Genomic DNA, 16,864 nt, shown 5'->3' with positions numbered 1-16,864 from the left:
GAAGGAGCACACCCAACGTGTGTATCACTGACAGCTCGAGTGCCCATCTGACCCCCTTTAATGTTCCGGCCGGTACCGCCATCGGCGCGGCAATGCGTGAGTTGGAACTGCCCAACAAGGGGCCGGAGGCCATCGTGTGCGCGCAAACGCAAGACGGCACCCTCAAGGACCTCTCATTCGTGCCCGACACTGACACCGCGTTCTACCCGGTGCCTGCGAACACCGACGCCGGCAGGGCTGTCATCCGGCACTCATGTACACACGTATTGGCACAGGCTGTTCAAGCTGAGTTCCCGGGAACGACCCTAGGCATTGGCCCAGCCATTGAGAACGGCTTTTACTACGATTTTGACGCCGCGGAACCCTTCACCCCGGAAGACCTCAAGCGCATCGAAAAGCGCATGAAGAAGATCATCAAGCAAGGGCAGAAGTTCGAACGCCGCGTCTATTCCTCCCAAGAAGAAGCGCGGGAAGCCCTCAAGCACGAGCCCTACAAGCTTGAGCTCATTGAAGACAAAGGTAACGTCGACCCCAATTCTGACGAGGCGACGGAGGTCGGCGCCGGAGAACTGACCGGATACTACAACCTGAATCCGCGCACAGGCGAGGTCGAATGGTACGACCTGTGCCGTGGACCCCACGTTCCGACCACCAAATACATTCCGGCTTTCGCATTGACGCGCTCTTCTGCCGCCTACTGGCGCGGTGACCAGTCCAATGCCGGGTTGCAGCGAATCTACGGAACGGCCTGGGAGTCCAAGGAGGCTTTGGAGGCTTACCAGCTGATGCTGGAAGAAGCCGAGCGCCGCGACCACCGGCGTCTTGGTACGGAACTCGATCTCTTCAGCTTCCCCGATGAGATCGGCTCTGGTTTTCCGGTGTTCCACCCGAATGGCGCCATCGTGCGCCTCGAGATGGAAGAGCACTCCCGTCGACGCCACATCGCATCAGGGTACAGTTTTGTCAACACTCCTCACTTGACCAAGGGGGATTTGTTTAAGAAGTCGGGGCACCTGGACTTCTATGCGGACGGCATGTTCCCGCCCATGCAGCTTGACGGCGAGTACGACGCGGAAGGCCACTGCACCAAACAGCCGCAAGATTATTACGCGAAGCCGATGAACTGCCCGATGCACAATCTGATTTTCGCATCTCGTGGCCGCTCCTACCGTGAACTACCTTTGCGCCTGTTCGAGTTCGGCACGGTCTACCGCTACGAAAAGTCCGGCGTCATCCACGGGCTCACCCGAGCCCGTGGATTCACGCAGGATGACGCTCATATTTACTGCACAGAGGATCAGCTGGAGCAGGAGCTCACGCAGGTTCTCGACTTCATCATCTCCCTCCTCCGTGACTACGGTCTGGACGATTTCTACCTTGAGCTATCGACCAAGGATGAGGGGAAGTTTGTTGGCTCCGACGAGATTTGGGAAAAGTCCACTGAGATCCTTCAACGCGTAGCGGATGCCTCCGGCCTAGACCTCGTGCCGGATCCGGGTGGAGCAGCCTTCTATGGGCCGAAGATTTCCGTTCAGGCTCGCGATGCCATCGGCCGTACCTGGCAGATGTCCACCGTCCAGTTGGACTTCAACCTCCCCGAGCGGTTTGACCTTGAGTACACTGCCAGCGACGGAACTAAAAAGCGTCCGATCATGATTCACCGTGCGCTGTTCGGCTCAATCGAGCGCTTCTTCGGTGTTCTCCTTGAGCACTACGCCGGAGCTTTCCCCGCATGGCTGGCACCTCACCAGGTGGTTGGCATTCCGGTCGCTGAAGCGTTCGTTCCCCACCTTGAGGACGTGGCGCAGCAGCTCCGAGATCGCGGTATTCGTGCAGAGGTTGATACTTCTGACGATCGCATGCAAAAGAAGATTCGCAATCACACCACTTCTCGCGTGCCGTTCATGCTTCTCGCTGGCCAGCGGGACGTCGAGGCGCAAGCGGTGAGCTTCCGTTTCCTCGACGGGACACAGGTCAACGGTGTGCCGGTGCAGCAAGCTGTCGAGATCATTGCCGAGTGGATCAGCAAGCGTAATAACACCCAACCAAGCGAAGAGGCCATCTCGCCTCTGGTGACTGCGGTAACCACCGTTGACAAGTAAAGGAGGGGGCGGTTATGAGCACGCAGCACAGGCACTCTGAGCCACAGGACCCGCAACGCACAGTTGTGGACTGTGGGTTGGGGACACCGGACAGGCTAGAGCGCCTGTGGGCTCCCTACCGCATGGACTACATTGCCCAGGGTGCGCAAGACCGGGACAAAGAATCCTCGGCGTCCCGCGATCCTTTCATCGAAGTGCCCAAGCTATCGGACGAAGACGGTTTGATTGTGGCCCGCGGGCAACACGTTTACTGCGTCCTTAACCTCTATCCCTACAACCCCGGACACATGCTGATCGTTCCTTATCGCAAAGTCAGCGACCTGGAAGACCTTAGCCCCGAAGAATCAGCCGAGCTGATGGCCTACGCCCAAAAAGCAGTTCGGGTGATCAAACAGGTATCGAACCCTAACGCGATCAACGTTGGTCTCAACCTTGGCAAGGCGGCGGGCGGATCTGTTGCCGACCACCTTCATATGCACATCGTCCCTCGCTGGGTCGGCGACGCCAACTTCATGACTGTTATAGACAGCACCAAGGTGTTGCCTCAACGCCTCCGCGACACGCGATCTTTATTTGCCGAGGCGTGGAAGGATCTTTCGTGCTAAGCAGTAGCGGTCGCGGGCCAGCTGCCGTAGTCGTTGAGCCCATAGCCCGAGGACTTCTCAAAGTTGGGCTCACCCCGAACGCAGTGACAGTCATAGGGACCCTCATTACGGTAGCTGCCGCAGTCTTGACAATTCCGCAGGGCAAATTTCTTTTAGGGGTCGTACTGATCGCTATCTTCGCGGCGTTCGACATGCTCGATGGAACTATGGCTCGGATGCGCGGCGGGGGAACGGCTTTCGGTGCAACGCTTGATGCCACCTGTGATCGGCTCACCGACGGTGTACTCTTCGCTGTTATCGCATGGTGGCTGTTCTACACCGATGGCGCCCCACGCATAGTGCTAGCCTCAACCCTTGGCGTGATCATTTTTTCCGAAATGATCTCTTACGTGAAAGCCCGCGCTGAAGCGGGTGGAATGAAAGTTAACGGCGGGCTGATTGAACGGCCCGAACGCATCATCATCGCGTTTATCGGCCTGATCGCTGCCTCAGTTGGTTTCGTAGTCGTACTTCACGGGGCGATGGTTATCCTCGCCGTGGCCTCGGCTTTTACAGTGATTCAGCGACTAATCCTAGCCTCGCGAGACCCACATGCCGCAGCGGGTGTAGCGGCCCCGCTCGGCGCGAAGTCTGCTGAGGAGCTCCGCGGCCCATCGGAGCGATAAATGGGCAAATTTTCCCCCACCGAGGCACTGTCGGCCGCAGGCTATCTTTTAGCCTGGAAAGTCGTTGGCTGGCTACCCCACAAACTAGCCCGTGCACTGTTCGACATTGGCGCTACCCTCGCATGGCGGCGGGCCCGGCGCGTCGGCGGCCTCAGCGGATTATCAAGCAACCTAGAAGCCATCGTAGGTAAACAAAAGGTCAACGACGCACTCCTGATGGCTTCCCTTCGGTCCTACGCCCGATACTGGTGCGAGGCCTTCAGGCTTCCCAAACTAGTCGCACGCCCCAGCCGCAAATACCGTTTGCTGCAGACACTCGACGCCAGTGTTTCCGGCAAGCAATACTTAGATGCTTCCGTAGCCGAAGGACGCGGCGTCATCCTTGTGTTAACCCACTCCGGAAACTGGGACATGGCGGGCCTATGGTTGGCCAATTATGCCGGGGAATTTACCACCGTGGCCGAACGCCTCAAACCGGAAATTCTCTATCAACGTTTCCTCAGGTTTCGCCAAGGCCTAGGATTCCGTGTGCTGCCGCTCAGCGGGGGGCAACCCGCATACCCACAATTGCAGAACGTCCTTCGTTCTGGTGGAATCGTCTGCCTACTGGGAGAGCGAGACCTCAAACATAACGGTATGCCCGTAGAGTTCGGCTCTATGAAGGCAACCATGCCAACCGGTGCCGCAACCCTAGCCGCCGAAACCGACGCAGCCCTCCACGTTGCGCACTGCTTCTTCCAAGGACAACAGGGCTGGGGCTTCGACATCTCGCCGGAGCTCGATCGCCAGCTAATCCAACAGGGGACGGGTGCCACTCTGCAAGCCATCGCTGACCTCATGGTCAAACAGCTACGCCATCACCCAGAAGACTGGCACGTGCTGCAACCCCTCAGCCGACCGAACCCGAGCGCCCTCACCCGGGAGCAGGGATGAAAATCGGAATGGTGTGCCCCTATTCTTTCGATGAACCAGGGGGCGTTCAAGCGCATATCATTGACGTTGCTCAACACTTCATCAACAAAGGCCACGACGTCCGCGTCATCGGACCATGCAGCCCAGAAACCCCCGTGCCAAGCTTTGTTGTCAAAGGTGGCAAGTCCCTACCGATCCCTTACAACGGCTCCGTGGCCAGGCTATCGTTGGGTCCAGCAGTCGACCAAAAAATCGCCCAATTCATCGACGAAGGGCACTTCGACATCCTCCACATCCATGAGCCGAATTCCCCAAGTTTTTCCATGCGGGCGCTGAAACTAGCCCAAGGGCCCATTGTTGCCACCTACCATGCGTCCAGCTCGGGCTCGATGCTCCTCAAAGCAGCCGCACCGATGCTCCGCCCCCTCCTAGAAAAGGTACGTGGCGGTATCGCGGTGTCCGAAATGGCCAGGCGTTGGCAAGTACAGCAGCTCGGCACCGACCCCGTTTTAATCCCCAACGGAGTCGACACCTCGTTGTTCGTCGCTGCACGAAGTGAAGAAGAACCTACAAACGCTGGGGTAGTGCGCGTTGTTTTCCTCGGACGCATTGATGAACCACGCAAAGGACTTCAACTGTTGTTGGAAGCTCTAAGAATCGACCGCAATCGAAACAACCGCTCCGGCACGGAACCTGAACTTACAGTCGACGTCATTGGATCAGGAACTCCCATTGACGCCCCCGGGGTCACCTACCACGGGAAAGTTAGCGACGAAGAAAAAGCCCGATTGCTCGGGAAAGCCGACATCTACGTTGCCCCCAACACTGGTGGCGAAAGCTTCGGTATCGTCCTTGTCGAAGCCATGGCGGCAGGTTGTGCCGTCATAGCCAGCGACATCGAAGCGTTCAAAGCTGTGTGTAACACAGACAGTGACACACCAGCAGGCCTGCTATTTCGCAGCGGAGATAGCGAAAATTTGCAACAAGCATTGCGCCGCGCTGCCAACGACCCAGCCCTACGGCACCGACTAACACACGCAGGGCGCACCCGAGCAGAGCAATTCGACTGGGACCACGTAGCTACAAGTATCATGCGCGTCTACGAAACGGTCGCCGACGGCAGTGTCGTTAGCCTGGAAAAACCCCGCGAAAAAGCACTGAACGTACTCAAAACCGCGCGACTACAAGCTGCCTCGCCACCCCCAGCATCCGATGCCCACTGCCAGCGCGAGGAGGATAAACAATGAGCCCCACTGAAACCTCCACAGTTCTCGCAGCTGGCACCCTAGCCAACGCAGGGGTCATCGTCGCCACCCTCGCCCTCGTCGTGGGACTGACACTGCTTGCCACCTGGATGATTTTTAGCGCACAAAGGCTCAACCGTCTCCACGTGCGCACCGACGCAGCGCAGATCAAACTCCAAGCAGCACTAGACCAACGAGCAGCCATCATCGCCGCCATGGAACCCGCCCTACGAACACAAGCCCAAGCAGTGTCCCAACTACGCTTCGCAGACCACGGAGTAGAAGCCAGGGCCAACAAAGAACGAATATTCAACCAAGCCATAGCCCAGTCAGCTGTCGCCGACCACCCCGCAGTCGTCGACAGCCAAGCACGCGTCGACCTCGCCTTCCGCTTCTACAACGAAGCAGTCTCTGACACACGATCCCTACGACTCCGTCCAATGGTCAGGTTCCTCAAGCTCGCAGGAACCGCACCTTTGCCTGAATACTGCGACCTCAACGCGGCGTCATGAAACACAAACACTACAATCAGACACCGCCGCACACGCCAGATTCAAGCACAACCTAGTACACACAGGTGGGGGGAGACAGGGCTTCGATCCACGCGTCGGGTAGCATATTGTTCGTCACAGGACACGGGCAGCACGGTGAATGCGTTTTTGGCTTCTAAATGCCGCGCAGGATCCTGCCCCGCACGAGTAAAAACACCAGCACAGGAGACAGATTCCTTTGAGCACCTCCGCCGATCAGGCTGCCAACAACGCCCCCAACCGTGGTACCGCGCGCGTCAAGCGTGGGCTAGCTGAAATGCTGAAGGGCGGCGTCATTATGGACGTCGTTACCCCCGAACAGGCGAAAATCGCGGAAGATGCTGGCGCCACAGCAGTCATGGCGCTTGAACGCGTCCCCGCCGACATTCGCGCACAGGGCGGTGTCTCCCGCATGTCCGACCCCGACATGATCGAAGGCATCATCAACGCCGTATCCATCCCCGTCATGGCGAAAGCACGCATCGGCCACTTCGTCGAAGCCCAGGTGCTCGAATCCCTCGGCGTTGACTTCATTGACGAGTCTGAAGTTCTCACCCCTGCCGACTACGCCAACCACATCGACAAGTTCGACTTCACCGTCCCGTTCGTCTGCGGTGCTACCAACCTCGGCGAAGCACTACGTCGCATCAACGAAGGTGCCGCGATGATTCGCTCCAAGGGCGAAGCCGGCACCGGCGATGTCTCCAACGCGGTCACCCACATGCGCACCATCCGCGCAGAAATCAACCGTTTGCGCTCCATGGCTGAAGACGAGCTTTACGTCGCTGCAAAGGAACTGCAGGCACCCTATGAGCTCGTCCGCGAGGTTGCAGAAACCGGAACCCTGCCTGTCGTGCTGTTCACCGCAGGTGGTATCGCAACTCCCGCTGACGCCGCGATGATGATGCAGCTCGGCGCCGACGGCGTTTTCGTCGGCTCCGGCATCTTCAAGTCCGGTGACCCCGAGAAGCGCGCACGCGCCATCGTTCAAGCAACCCAAAACTTCGACGACCCTGCCACCGTTGCCCGCGTCTCTCGTGGATTGGGCGAAGCTATGGTCGGCATCAACGTCGACGAAATCCCCCAGCCCCACCGCCTTGCGGAACGTGGCTGGTAGAAACACGCTGTGTGCTATCAACCGCCGGTGGCTTTTGCCGGCGGTATGTGAGGTGAATTTTTATGACGCCATCGGATATGCGCTTAACAAAAACGCTCCGAGCGCTGCAGCTCGACTGCGTTGAAGAGTGCGTGCCCGATGGCGGGGATCAGACGCATCCGCTAGGCAACCTCATCAGCGACCAAAACCGGGGCGTTTTCCAAGTATATCGGGGGCGCCCCATCGAGTCCACATTGTGGAGGACCTTCGGCGGGCAGGTCGTCGCTCAAGCCCTGACTTCCGCTTTGCGCAGTGTGCACGATTCTTTTGCCCCGCAATCACTGCACGCTTATTTCCTTGCGCCCGGTAACCCCACTATCGACACCACATATGAAGTGGAAAAACTGCGTGACGGCCGTGGTTTTTGCTTCCGAAGTGTACGTGCCTACCAGGACCGTTTGGACGCCGAAGGCCAGCCGACGGGGCTACGGCGACTCATTTTCACCCTCCAATGCAGTTTTAAAAAACCGGGCGACGTCGGGCCTGATCATGGTGTTAGGCCTCCGGCGGTGTTTTTCGCTGGACCGGAATCTGTTGAGTCCGACTTCAGCCGCTTGACTCCAGAATTCGTGCAGCTGTTGCTACATGAGTGGACGGATTGGGATATACGTATCCTACCCAAACAACAACCCGACGATGACAACCTTCAGGCCTGGATTCGTTACAAGGGGCCGCGTCCGGCTGGCGACTTTCAGTACTTTGATGAAATGGCGTTGGCCTATTGCTCCGACATGACGGTGCTGCAAAGTGGATTTGTTCGTGCTGTTGAGGCCGCCGAGCACCCGGAGGCACTCAATGTTGATAAGGCCAGCTTGGACCATGCTGTGTGGTTCCAGCGTCCGATCAACGTGGGGGAGTGGCTGTTTTTGGACAAGCGCAGTCCGACGGGTTTCGGAGCGCGCGTATTTACAGAGGGCCGCTTCTATGACGCCCAAGGGAACATGGTGGCGGTGGTAACTCAAGAGGGGCTCGGTCGCTACACTTAGTGGCATGCTCATTGGTATTTTGGCCGTGCAAGGCGGCGTTCGGGAACATCAGCGCACTCTGGATGAATTGAACATCGAGCATAGGGCTGTGCGTCGCGTCGAGCACCTTGAGGGGCTCAACGGTTTGATTTTGCCGGGGGGTGAATCCACAACAATGTCGAAGTTGTTGGAGCTGGGTGGCCTTTTGGAACCGTTGCGATTGGCGCTGGCTCAGGGATTGCCTGCGTACGGAACGTGTGCGGGGATGATTCTTCTTGCTTCCCAGGTGCTCAACACACGTCCGGATGCGCACTGGTTGGGTGCTATTGATATGGACGTTCGGCGTAATGCTTTCGGGCGTCAGGTGGATTCTTTCGAAGCTGACTTGGATTTCGCCGGTGTCGAGGGCACAGTGCCTGCAGTGTTCATTCGTGCTCCGTGGGTTGAGCGTGTTGGTGATGACGTCGCGGTGCTCTCCCGCGTGCCGTCGGGTGAACACGCCGGCGCGATCGTGGGGGTGCAGCAGGGCAACGTTATGGCGACGAGCTTTCATCCCGAGGTGTCTGGCGATACTCGAGTGCACGCGTACTTTGCCTCTTTAGTTGAGCAAGCGGGCTATACCCATCCCTGATGATAGGTTCGCGGGTGCTGCCCGCGGCCTGGCGCGCGGGTTGGTTTCCTGGGCGCGCTATAGTTAACGGGTTAGAACGAGTGAAACATATATCGGAAGGTGACGTTACTTAATGTCCGGACACTCAAAATGGGCCACAACCAAGCATAAGAAGGCCGCTAACGATGCTAAGCGTGGCAAAGAGTTCGCCAAGCTGATTAAGAACATTGAGGTAGCGGCCCGCACCGGTGGCGGCGATCCTGCTGGAAACCCGACGTTGGATGACATGATCCGCAAGGCCAAGAAGGCCTCGGTTCCCAACGACAATATCGAGCGTGCCCGCAAGCGCGGCGCTGGTGAAGAGGCCGGCGGCGCCGACTGGCAGACCATCATGTACGAAGGCTACGGCCCTGGCGGCGTAGCCGTTCTGATCGAGTGCTTGACCGATAATCGCAACCGCGCAGCCACCGAAGTTCGTACCGCTATGACGAAAAACGGTGGCAACATGGCCGAGTCTGGTGCGGTGTCCTACCTGTTTACCCGCAAGGGCGTGGTTACCGTCGCCAAGGGCGATCTGACCGAGGACGATGTCCTTTTGGCAGTGTTGGAAGCTGGCGCTGAAGAGGTTAATGACCTGGGCGAAAAGTACGAAGTGGTTTCTGCTGCCGGTGACATGGTTGCGGTAAAGGAAGCACTGGTCGCCGCCGATATTGAAATTGACGAGGCGGATTCCGATTTCCGTGCATCGGTCGAGGTGCCCTTGGATGTCGATGGCGCCAAGAAGATGATCAAGCTCATCGACGCCCTTGAGGATTCCGACGATGTGCAAAATGTCTTCTCCAACATGGACCTCAGCGATGAGGTCGTCGCTGCACTTGACGCCTAGATCAGCCTCGTATTTCCCCCACGACAACTGCCAGAGGGTTGACCATTTATGGCAATGATGAACCTTGAGGGTCTGCGTGTAATGGGTATTGACCCTGGTCTGACACGCTGCGGACTGTCAGTTGTGCAGGCGGGCCGGGGCCGACAGGTTTTACCGATTGCCGTGGGGGTCGTGCGCACGCCGTCCGGTGATGATCTCACCGATCGCCTGCTGGGTTTGAGCGAAGGCGTTAACCAGTGGATGGACGATTACCAACCTGAGGTCGTAGCCATTGAGCGCATCTTCGAACGCAGCAACGTCTCGACTGTGATGCACACGGCACACGCAGTCGGGGTGCTTGTCCTCGCAGCAGCGCAACGGGGGATACCGGTACACATGTACACCCCCAGCGAGGTAAAAAAGGCCATTAGTGGAAACGGCCGGGCGGATAAAAAACAGATGACCGCCATGATCACTCGAATACTTGGGCTCAGCGAACCCCCACAACCTGCCGACGCAGCAGACGCCCTCGCGCTAGCAGTCTGCCACTGCTGGCGGGCGCCTCTACTAGCCACCGTTAAAGGATCAACGTACCAATGAACATGATCGCTTCCCTTCGAGGCACCGTCCTCTCGGTCGGGCTAAACAGCGCCGTCATCGAATGCGGTGGGGTCGGCTACGCGATTCTCGCCACCCCGCAAACCCTCGCCGCACTGCACAAAGGCCAAGAGCGTCATATTTTCACACAAATGGTGGTTCGTGAAGACGCAATGGTTCTCTACGGTTTTGCGGATACAGCAAGCCGAGACATTTTCAACACCCTGCAGTCGGTATCCGGGCTCGGTCCGAAACTAGCCCTCGCAGCTTTGAGTGTGTACACGCCTGAAGATCTCGCCACCCGCATCTCAACTAGCGATGTAAAAGGCCTGCAAAAAATTCCCGGTGTCGGCAAGCGAATGGCCGAACGCATGGTGGTCGACCTGAAAGACAAGGTCAAACTTTACGCAGCAGCACCCAGTACAACGAACGACGCTGGCTCGTTTGCGGCGAGCCCCGCGACGTCATTAGTAACAGAGTCAGTCGTGGAGGCACTGACGGGTCTAGGATTTACCGCAGCGCAGGCCGACAAAGCCGTAGCGACAGTGATCGCTAACCAGCCGGACGCTTCGACTTCAGAGGCGCTGCGCGCCGCCCTGAAAGTTCTGGGCAAATAAGCACACAGTGGAACCGCCCCATCCGACATCGAGCGAGGACATAACCACCAATGGCTGAGATTGAACGCACAGAATTCAACATCGCCCCCAGCGCGCGCACGCCCGCGTCGCAAAGGATAGACGGTTCCTCGCCCATCGAACCCACTGCCCAGAGCGAAGACAACGACATCGAATCCGGCTTGCGCCCGAAGAGCCTGTCGGAGTTCATTGGTCAGCCCAAGGTGCGCAACCAGCTTGACCTAGTGTTGACCGGTGCTAAACGACGCGGCGTCGTACCGGATCACGTGCTACTGTCTGGCCCCCCTGGCTTGGGCAAAACCACCATGGCGATGATCATTGCCCAAGAGCTTGGCTCGAGTTTGCGGATGACCTCTGGCCCCGCATTGGAGCGAGCCGGTGATCTGGCGGCGATGCTATCGAACCTGATGGAGGGCGACGTGCTGTTCATCGACGAAATTCACCGTATCGCCCGACCTGCGGAAGAAATGCTCTACATGGCTATGGAGGACTTCCGCATCGACGTGATCGTCGGCAAAGGCCCCGGGGCGACCTCCATTCCGCTTGAGATCGCGCCTTTCACATTGGTTGGGGCGACCACCCGCTCTGGAATGCTGACGGGCCCGTTGCGTGATCGATTTGGTTTTACAGCGCAGATGGAGTTTTATGACGTCGCGGACTTAACGAAGGTAGTCACGCGTGCGGCCCGAATCCTTGGGGTGGGCATTGACCCTGATGCAGCGGTTGAGATCGCCTCACGCTCGAGGGGGACACCGCGTATTGCCAACCGATTACTACGCCGCGTCCGCGACTATGCGGAAGTTCATGCTGATGGTCACATCGATTTGTCCTCCGCGCAGGCAGCGCTGGTGGTGTTTGACGTAGACGAGATGGGGCTTGATCGACTGGACAGGGCAGTACTGGATGCGCTGATCAATGGGCATGGGGGAGGGCCTGTGGGTGTGTCTACCCTTGCGGTCGCTGTGGGTGAGGAGCCCGCCACGGTTGAGGAGGTGTGCGAACCCTATCTGGTGCGTGCGGGCATGGTTGCACGCACCGGGCGTGGTCGTGTTGCCACTGCTGCTGCATGGCGACACTTGGGTTTGGAACCGCCCGAGGGCGCGATCGGTCTTTAGAATTCGCCCCCGGTGGGTAAAGCTCTGGCCAAATAGGGTAGGTTAAGTGTTTGGTCTTTGTCTTTTTTATAGACATTCTCTTTTCTTTATAAGGAGCTTTTCCCTTGGCACTCAATGATCGACAAGCCGGCCGTCCGGCGAGCGGGTCAGCTGCCTGGCCGAAGCGCGCGATCGCTTTGTTCGTCTTGCTTTTGGCCGTTATATATTCGCTGGTGTTTTTCACGGGTAACAAGCAGGCTATGCCGAAGCTCGGTATTGACCTTCAGGGCGGTACGCGCGTCACCCTCGTACCGCAGGGCGAGCAACCCACCCAGGACCAGCTCGCACAGGCCCGTGCGATCTTGGAAAAGCGCGTCAACGGCATGGGTGTTAGCGGCGCCAGCGTGGTGACAGACGGTAACACCCTCGTCATCACGGTGCCGGGTGAGGACACCTCTCAGGCTCGCACGTTGGGTGAGACATCCCAATTGGTCTTCCGTCCGGTGTCTGAGGGGGCTGGCGTTGATTATCAGTCTCTACCCAGTGCTGTTGAGCAGATGGCAACCCGCTGGGTCGACGCAGGTGTCATTTCCAAAGATGCTGCGCAAGAACGCGTCAACGCTATTTACGACGAGTTGAACTCGGCGCTTGCGAATGCCGCAGCTCAGGCTGGGGGAGAAGCCCCGGCGCAGCCAGAGAAATCCAACATCACTTTGAATGCTGAGGAACCTGCAAAACCGGAGAACTCCATCGAAGCGGCCGAGTTACGTTCAAAGCAGCTTGAGGTTCTTAAGGCTGATCGCCAATCGGAAAATCCAACCACACTGGCTGCTGCTTCTGCACTGATGGTGTGCAACGATGATCCCGATCCGCTGGCTGGTGCTGATAGCCCGGCCTTGCCCCTGGTGGCTTGTGATCCCACCTCGGGCCACAATCTAGTGCTGGAAGCATCACCATTGTTGAAGGGCCAGCAGGGTGTTGATGGCCAGCGACTGACTGGTTCCCAGATTGACACAGGTTCCCCGATCACCGGTGGTTTCAACCCGCAATCGGGCCAAAACGAAATTACCTTCCGTTTCAAGTCCTCTGATGGCAACGAAGGTGCGGCCACCTGGGCCCAGTTGACCAGTGAGAACATTGGCAAGCAGGTTGCTATTACCTTGGACTCCAAGGTGATTTCGGCCCCGGTGATGCGCTCGGCCATTCCGATCGGTTCCGCTACCTCCATCGACGGTAGCTTCACCACCGAGGAAGCAATCGCCCTGGCTAATAACCTGCGGTACGGTGCACTTCCGCTGTCCTTCGCCGGTGAAAATGGCGAAGTTGGTGGCACCGCCACCACGGTTCCTGCAACCTTGGGCTTGGCATCGCTTAAGGCCGGTCTGATCGCCGGCATTGTCGGTTTGATTCTGGTGAGCTTGTTCGCACTGGCCTACTACCGTCTGTTTGGCACCCTTGCCATCGCCTCCTTGTTCGCATCCGGTGCGTTCATTTACGGTGCGCTCGTGTTGCTGGGACGCTGGCTTGGTTACTCGCTCGACTTGGCGGGCGTTGCAGGTCTGATCATCGGTATTGGTACAACCGCCGACTCCTTCGTCGTGTTCTATGAGCGCATTAAGGACGAGGTTCGTGACGGTCGTACGTTCCGCTCCGCTGTGCCGCGCGCATGGAACCGCGCAAAGCACACGATCATGTCTGGCACGTTCGCATCGCTTATTGCAGCCGTCGTGCTCTATGTCGTTGCGGTTGGAGATGTCAAGGGCTTCGCCTTCACCCTCGGGTTGACGACGATCTTCGACCTCGTGATCACCTTCTTGGTCACGGCTCCGCTGCTTGTATTGGCTTCTCGCCGCGCGTGGTTTGCTCGCCCGGCAGTCAACGGCCTGGGCCGAGTGATGAAGGTCGCCCAGAAACGTCGCTCGCGTGGCGAGTCCTTCCCAGGCGACGCAGCGGTGTCTTCGACGTCACCAGCAACTGATGACCCCTCCACGTCTGGTACGGCCGGTACCACCGGTGCTAAGTAGAAAGGGGAGTAGCGATTATGAATACCACTCCTGACACAAAAGTTTCTGTCGCTCAAAGGATGCTGACCGGTGCAGGCGGTCTGGACTTTGTCGGACGCAGGAAGACCTGGTACTCGATCACCGCAGTCGTGATCGTAGTGTGCTTCGCCGCGATCATTCTGCGCGGTTTTTCCTTAGGAATCGACTTCTCCGGCGGTACTAAGATAAACATGCCGGCGGGCGGCATCAACCCAAGTTCGGTGTCGCAGACTTTTAAAGAGGCCACCGGTATTGAACCCGAGCAGGTTCAGGTCGTTGGTTCCGGCGAGTCTCGCATTTTGGAGATTAATTCTCAGCGCCTGGATCAGAGTCAGATTGACGCTGCGCGTCTTGCGCTATTTGATGCCTACCAGCCGAAGGATTCCACCGGCAAGGCAAGCCCGGACGCTATCGGCGATTCGACGGTGTCTGAGTCGTGGGGTTCTACGATTACCCACCGTATGCTGTTGTCGCTTGGCATTTTCCTCGTTTTGATCTTTGGGTACATCACCCTGCGCTTCGAGCGCGACATGGCTATTTCTGCTATCGCGGCTTTGGGCGTTGATGGCATCGTGATCGCCGGTATTTACGCGATCACCGGTTTCGAGGTAACCCCGGCGACGGTTATTGGTTGGTTGACCGTTCTGGCCTTCTCCCTCTACGACACGGTCGTGGTTTTCGACAAGGTGAAAGAGAACACCGCTGGATTCCTTGGGTCACGCCGTCGGACGTATGCCGAGTTGGCTAATACGGCGGTCAACCAGACTGTTATGCGTTCGATTTCTACGACACTATTTTCTGCTATCCCGATCGCGTCTTTGATGGTCGTGGCTGTGTGGTTGATGGGTGTGGGCACGCTGAAGGACTTGGCTTTGGTGCAGCTCATTGGCGTTGTTGAAGGTACGTTCTCTTCAATCTTCCTCGCCACCCCGTTCCTTGTATCCTTGAAGTCTAGGCAGGCAAAGATCCGTAAGCATGACGCTGCGGTGCTGCGCGCTCGCGGGGATATTGCTGACGAGTCAGGCGATTCGGTGGATGAGTCCGTGGATCTCTTCGAGGATTCGGACAAGCGTCATGTCTCGCTTGCTCAAGATCCGGATGCAGGTTTGACGTGGCGCCCCTAAAAGGCTTGCTTCGGCCTGTGCTTGCTCTGTGTTCGGCTGCCGCGTGTTTGTGTGCAGCGGCATGTTCGGAGCCAGAACCGGAGCGCCCCGATCAGTTTGGTTATGCGACGTCCGCCCAGTTTTTAACTGTTAATGCCGGTTCGGAGCTGGGGGCAACCACCGGCGCCGATGTTGTCGCTTCGCGGTTGTTTCCGGGCGTGTTCGTGCATGGCCCTGAAGGGCAGTTTATTCCCAACCGAGATTTCGCGACTGCTTCGGTGGTTGATGTTCCCGGTGTGGCTGGGCCTGCGCCGTTTTACAGCGGGGAGGGCCCGGTTCCGGATGCTCCAGCAGGTAGCGTCGTTGACTATGAGATCGCGCAGGGGGCGCGTTATTCCGATGGCGTCGAGGTGACCTGCGATGATTTTCTTCTTGCCTTCACTGCGGGGGTGATGAAGGAAACCTTCCATAGTTCCGTGCCTTTGATGCATCAGGTTGATCATGTGGATTGCGCACCGGGTGCCAAGAATTTTCGGTTGTTTTTCAAGCCCGGTTTGGGGTCGCGTTGGAGAGAGCTGTTTGCTCCCGGAACGGTGATGCCTTCCCACGTTGTGGCTCAGGCGGCTGGGCTGGATTCTCAGCAGCTCGTTGATGCTTTGGACCGACGTGATCCGGATGAGCTTGCCGCTGTGGCTGAGGCCTATGGTGCGGCGTTTAGGTTGGACGCACCGGAGGGGGTGTCTATCCCTTCGAGTGGGCCTTTCACGATTGAGTCCCGCACCCCAGAGGGGGCGTTGGTGCTGGTACGTAATGGGTCTTATCCCGGTGATCCTGCGGAACTCGACAAGGTGTACCTGTGGCCAGCGGGGACAAATGTTGCGGACTTGGCGGCCAATAATACTCTCGAGATCGCTGACCTTGTCGGTAGTGGTTTCCCAGAGTGGGTTGATCGCGACGATCCGAAGAATCGTTTCGATGTGCACTCTGTTGAGGGCGATCTTAACGAGGTGTTGGCTTTGGGTAACGCCGGCGTTTTTGCTAGTAATGCTGCCCGACGGGCTTTTGCTGCCTGTGTCGATCCGGTTGCTGTCGCAGCGGAGTCTTCGAAGGTCTCTGGCGTGGAGGTCGCGCCGATGGGTTTGCGTTTGACCACCGCGGACGATCCTATCAACGACAATCTTTCTGATATCTCCCAGGCGCACATCAGTGCTGACGTCGCGGGGGCTGAGGTTTTGAGGGACGCAACGGTGCGCATTGGGTATGTGGGTCCGGACCCGCGGAAGGCTGCAATGGTTCAGGCTATCGCGGCGTCATGCGCCCAAGCAGGTATTACGGTGGTCGATGTTTCTGATCAGGCGTCTTTGCCGAGTGATGTGATCAGAACTTCGGATGCATCCGATTATGGTTTCGGTGCAGCTCAGCCGGAGGACTCGGATACACAGTGGTCGCAGTCGTGGTCTGTGAGTGAAGTCATTGATGGGCCCGCGGACGCATTGTTGGTTGCTATTGACCCTTATTACTCGTATCCCACATCGAATGCCACGGTCAGCGATGTGGAGTCCCTGAGGGCAGAGGAGCAACGGCTGTGGTCGACGGTTCCCACCGTGCCCTTGGCTGCGCAACCGCGCACCGTTGTGTTTGACAGAAGGGTTGCTAACGTGGTGGCCCACACGGCTCTGGCCGGCATTGGTTGGAATATGGATCGTTGGGCTCAGGCCCAAGAAGGCGAGAAGGAATAG

16 protein-coding genes are annotated in these 16,864 nt (G+C 58.0%); all 16 read left to right on the top strand.

The window, feature by feature from the left end; all coding sequences use genetic code 11:
- Positions 1-92 precede the first annotated feature (92 nt).
- The 16 genes from thrS (at position 93) to L1C91_RS00980 (ending at position 16,864) form a co-directional block, all read left to right on the top strand.
- Positions 93-2,102 carry a threonine--tRNA ligase gene (thrS, locus tag L1C91_RS01055; RefSeq protein WP_234857849.1) on the top strand — a complete coding sequence of 670 codons (2,010 nt, stop codon included), beginning with the start codon at positions 93-95 and terminating at the stop codon, positions 2,100-2,102.
- 14 nt (positions 2,103-2,116) lie between these two features.
- Complete coding sequence (locus L1C91_RS01050) at positions 2,117-2,707, top strand: HIT family protein (protein WP_234857597.1); 591 nt, start codon at positions 2,117-2,119, stop codon at positions 2,705-2,707.
- Positions 2,701-3,372, top strand: coding sequence for a phosphatidylinositol phosphate synthase (pgsA, locus tag L1C91_RS01045; RefSeq protein ID WP_234857596.1), 672 nt, complete (start codon positions 2,701-2,703; stop codon positions 3,370-3,372). The genes L1C91_RS01050 and pgsA overlap by 7 nt, the downstream gene beginning before the upstream one ends.
- Positions 3,373-4,305 carry a phosphatidylinositol mannoside acyltransferase gene (locus L1C91_RS01040; RefSeq protein WP_234857595.1) on the top strand — a complete coding sequence of 311 codons (933 nt, stop codon included), beginning with the start codon at positions 3,373-3,375 and terminating at the stop codon, positions 4,303-4,305.
- Positions 4,302-5,531, top strand: coding sequence for a glycosyltransferase family 4 protein (locus tag L1C91_RS01035; protein ID WP_328219562.1), 1,230 nt, complete (start codon positions 4,302-4,304; stop codon positions 5,529-5,531). Before L1C91_RS01040 ends, L1C91_RS01035 begins: the two co-directional genes overlap by 4 nt.
- Positions 5,528-6,040 (top strand): hypothetical protein, encoded by a 513-nt coding sequence (locus L1C91_RS01030; protein ID WP_234857594.1) that lies wholly within the window; start codon positions 5,528-5,530, stop codon positions 6,038-6,040. The genes L1C91_RS01035 and L1C91_RS01030 overlap by 4 nt, the downstream gene beginning before the upstream one ends.
- Positions 6,041-6,257: 217 nt before the next feature.
- Positions 6,258-7,175, top strand: coding sequence for a pyridoxal 5'-phosphate synthase lyase subunit PdxS (gene pdxS / locus L1C91_RS01025; protein ID WP_268836175.1), 918 nt, complete (start codon positions 6,258-6,260; stop codon positions 7,173-7,175).
- Between the two features lie 62 nt (positions 7,176-7,237).
- The gene (locus L1C91_RS01020; protein ID WP_234857593.1) at positions 7,238-8,200 is read left to right on the top strand and encodes an acyl-CoA thioesterase; all 963 of its coding nucleotides are present in this window, start codon (positions 7,238-7,240) and stop codon (positions 8,198-8,200) included.
- A gap of 4 nt (positions 8,201-8,204) precedes the next feature.
- The gene (gene pdxT / locus L1C91_RS01015) at positions 8,205-8,810 is read left to right on the top strand and encodes a pyridoxal 5'-phosphate synthase glutaminase subunit PdxT (RefSeq protein WP_234857592.1); all 606 of its coding nucleotides are present in this window, start codon (positions 8,205-8,207) and stop codon (positions 8,808-8,810) included.
- Between the two features lie 112 nt (positions 8,811-8,922).
- Entirely contained in the window at positions 8,923-9,675 is a 753-nt protein-coding gene (locus tag L1C91_RS01010; RefSeq protein ID WP_234652220.1) for a YebC/PmpR family DNA-binding transcriptional regulator, read from the top strand.
- Positions 9,676-9,732: 57 nt separating this feature from the next.
- Positions 9,733-10,254 (top strand): crossover junction endodeoxyribonuclease RuvC, encoded by a 522-nt coding sequence (gene ruvC, locus L1C91_RS01005; RefSeq protein WP_041747504.1) that lies wholly within the window; start codon positions 9,733-9,735, stop codon positions 10,252-10,254.
- Between the two features lie 2 nt (positions 10,255-10,256).
- Positions 10,257-10,868, top strand: a complete 612-nt coding sequence (gene ruvA / locus L1C91_RS01000; RefSeq protein ID WP_234857847.1) for a Holliday junction branch migration protein RuvA — start codon at positions 10,257-10,259, stop codon at positions 10,866-10,868.
- A gap of 50 nt (positions 10,869-10,918) precedes the next feature.
- Complete coding sequence (ruvB, locus tag L1C91_RS00995) at positions 10,919-12,001, top strand: Holliday junction branch migration DNA helicase RuvB (protein WP_234857591.1); 1,083 nt, start codon at positions 10,919-10,921, stop codon at positions 11,999-12,001.
- Positions 12,002-12,240: 239 nt separating this feature from the next.
- Entirely contained in the window at positions 12,241-14,004 is a 1,764-nt protein-coding gene (secD, locus tag L1C91_RS00990; protein WP_234857846.1) for a protein translocase subunit SecD, read from the top strand.
- Positions 14,005-14,021: 17 nt separating this feature from the next.
- Positions 14,022-15,146, top strand: coding sequence for a protein translocase subunit SecF (secF, locus tag L1C91_RS00985; RefSeq protein ID WP_234857590.1), 1,125 nt, complete (start codon positions 14,022-14,024; stop codon positions 15,144-15,146).
- 17 nt (positions 15,147-15,163) lie between these two features.
- Positions 15,164-16,864: an ABC transporter substrate-binding protein gene (locus L1C91_RS00980; RefSeq protein WP_234857589.1), complete on the top strand. Its 1,701-nt coding sequence runs from the start codon at positions 15,164-15,166 to the stop codon at positions 16,862-16,864.

This window comes from Corynebacterium argentoratense (assembly GCF_021491455.1).
Taxonomy (GTDB): Bacteria; Actinomycetota; Actinomycetes; order Mycobacteriales; family Mycobacteriaceae; genus Corynebacterium; species Corynebacterium argentoratense_A.
This window is presented reverse-complemented; position numbering and strand designations above follow the sequence as displayed.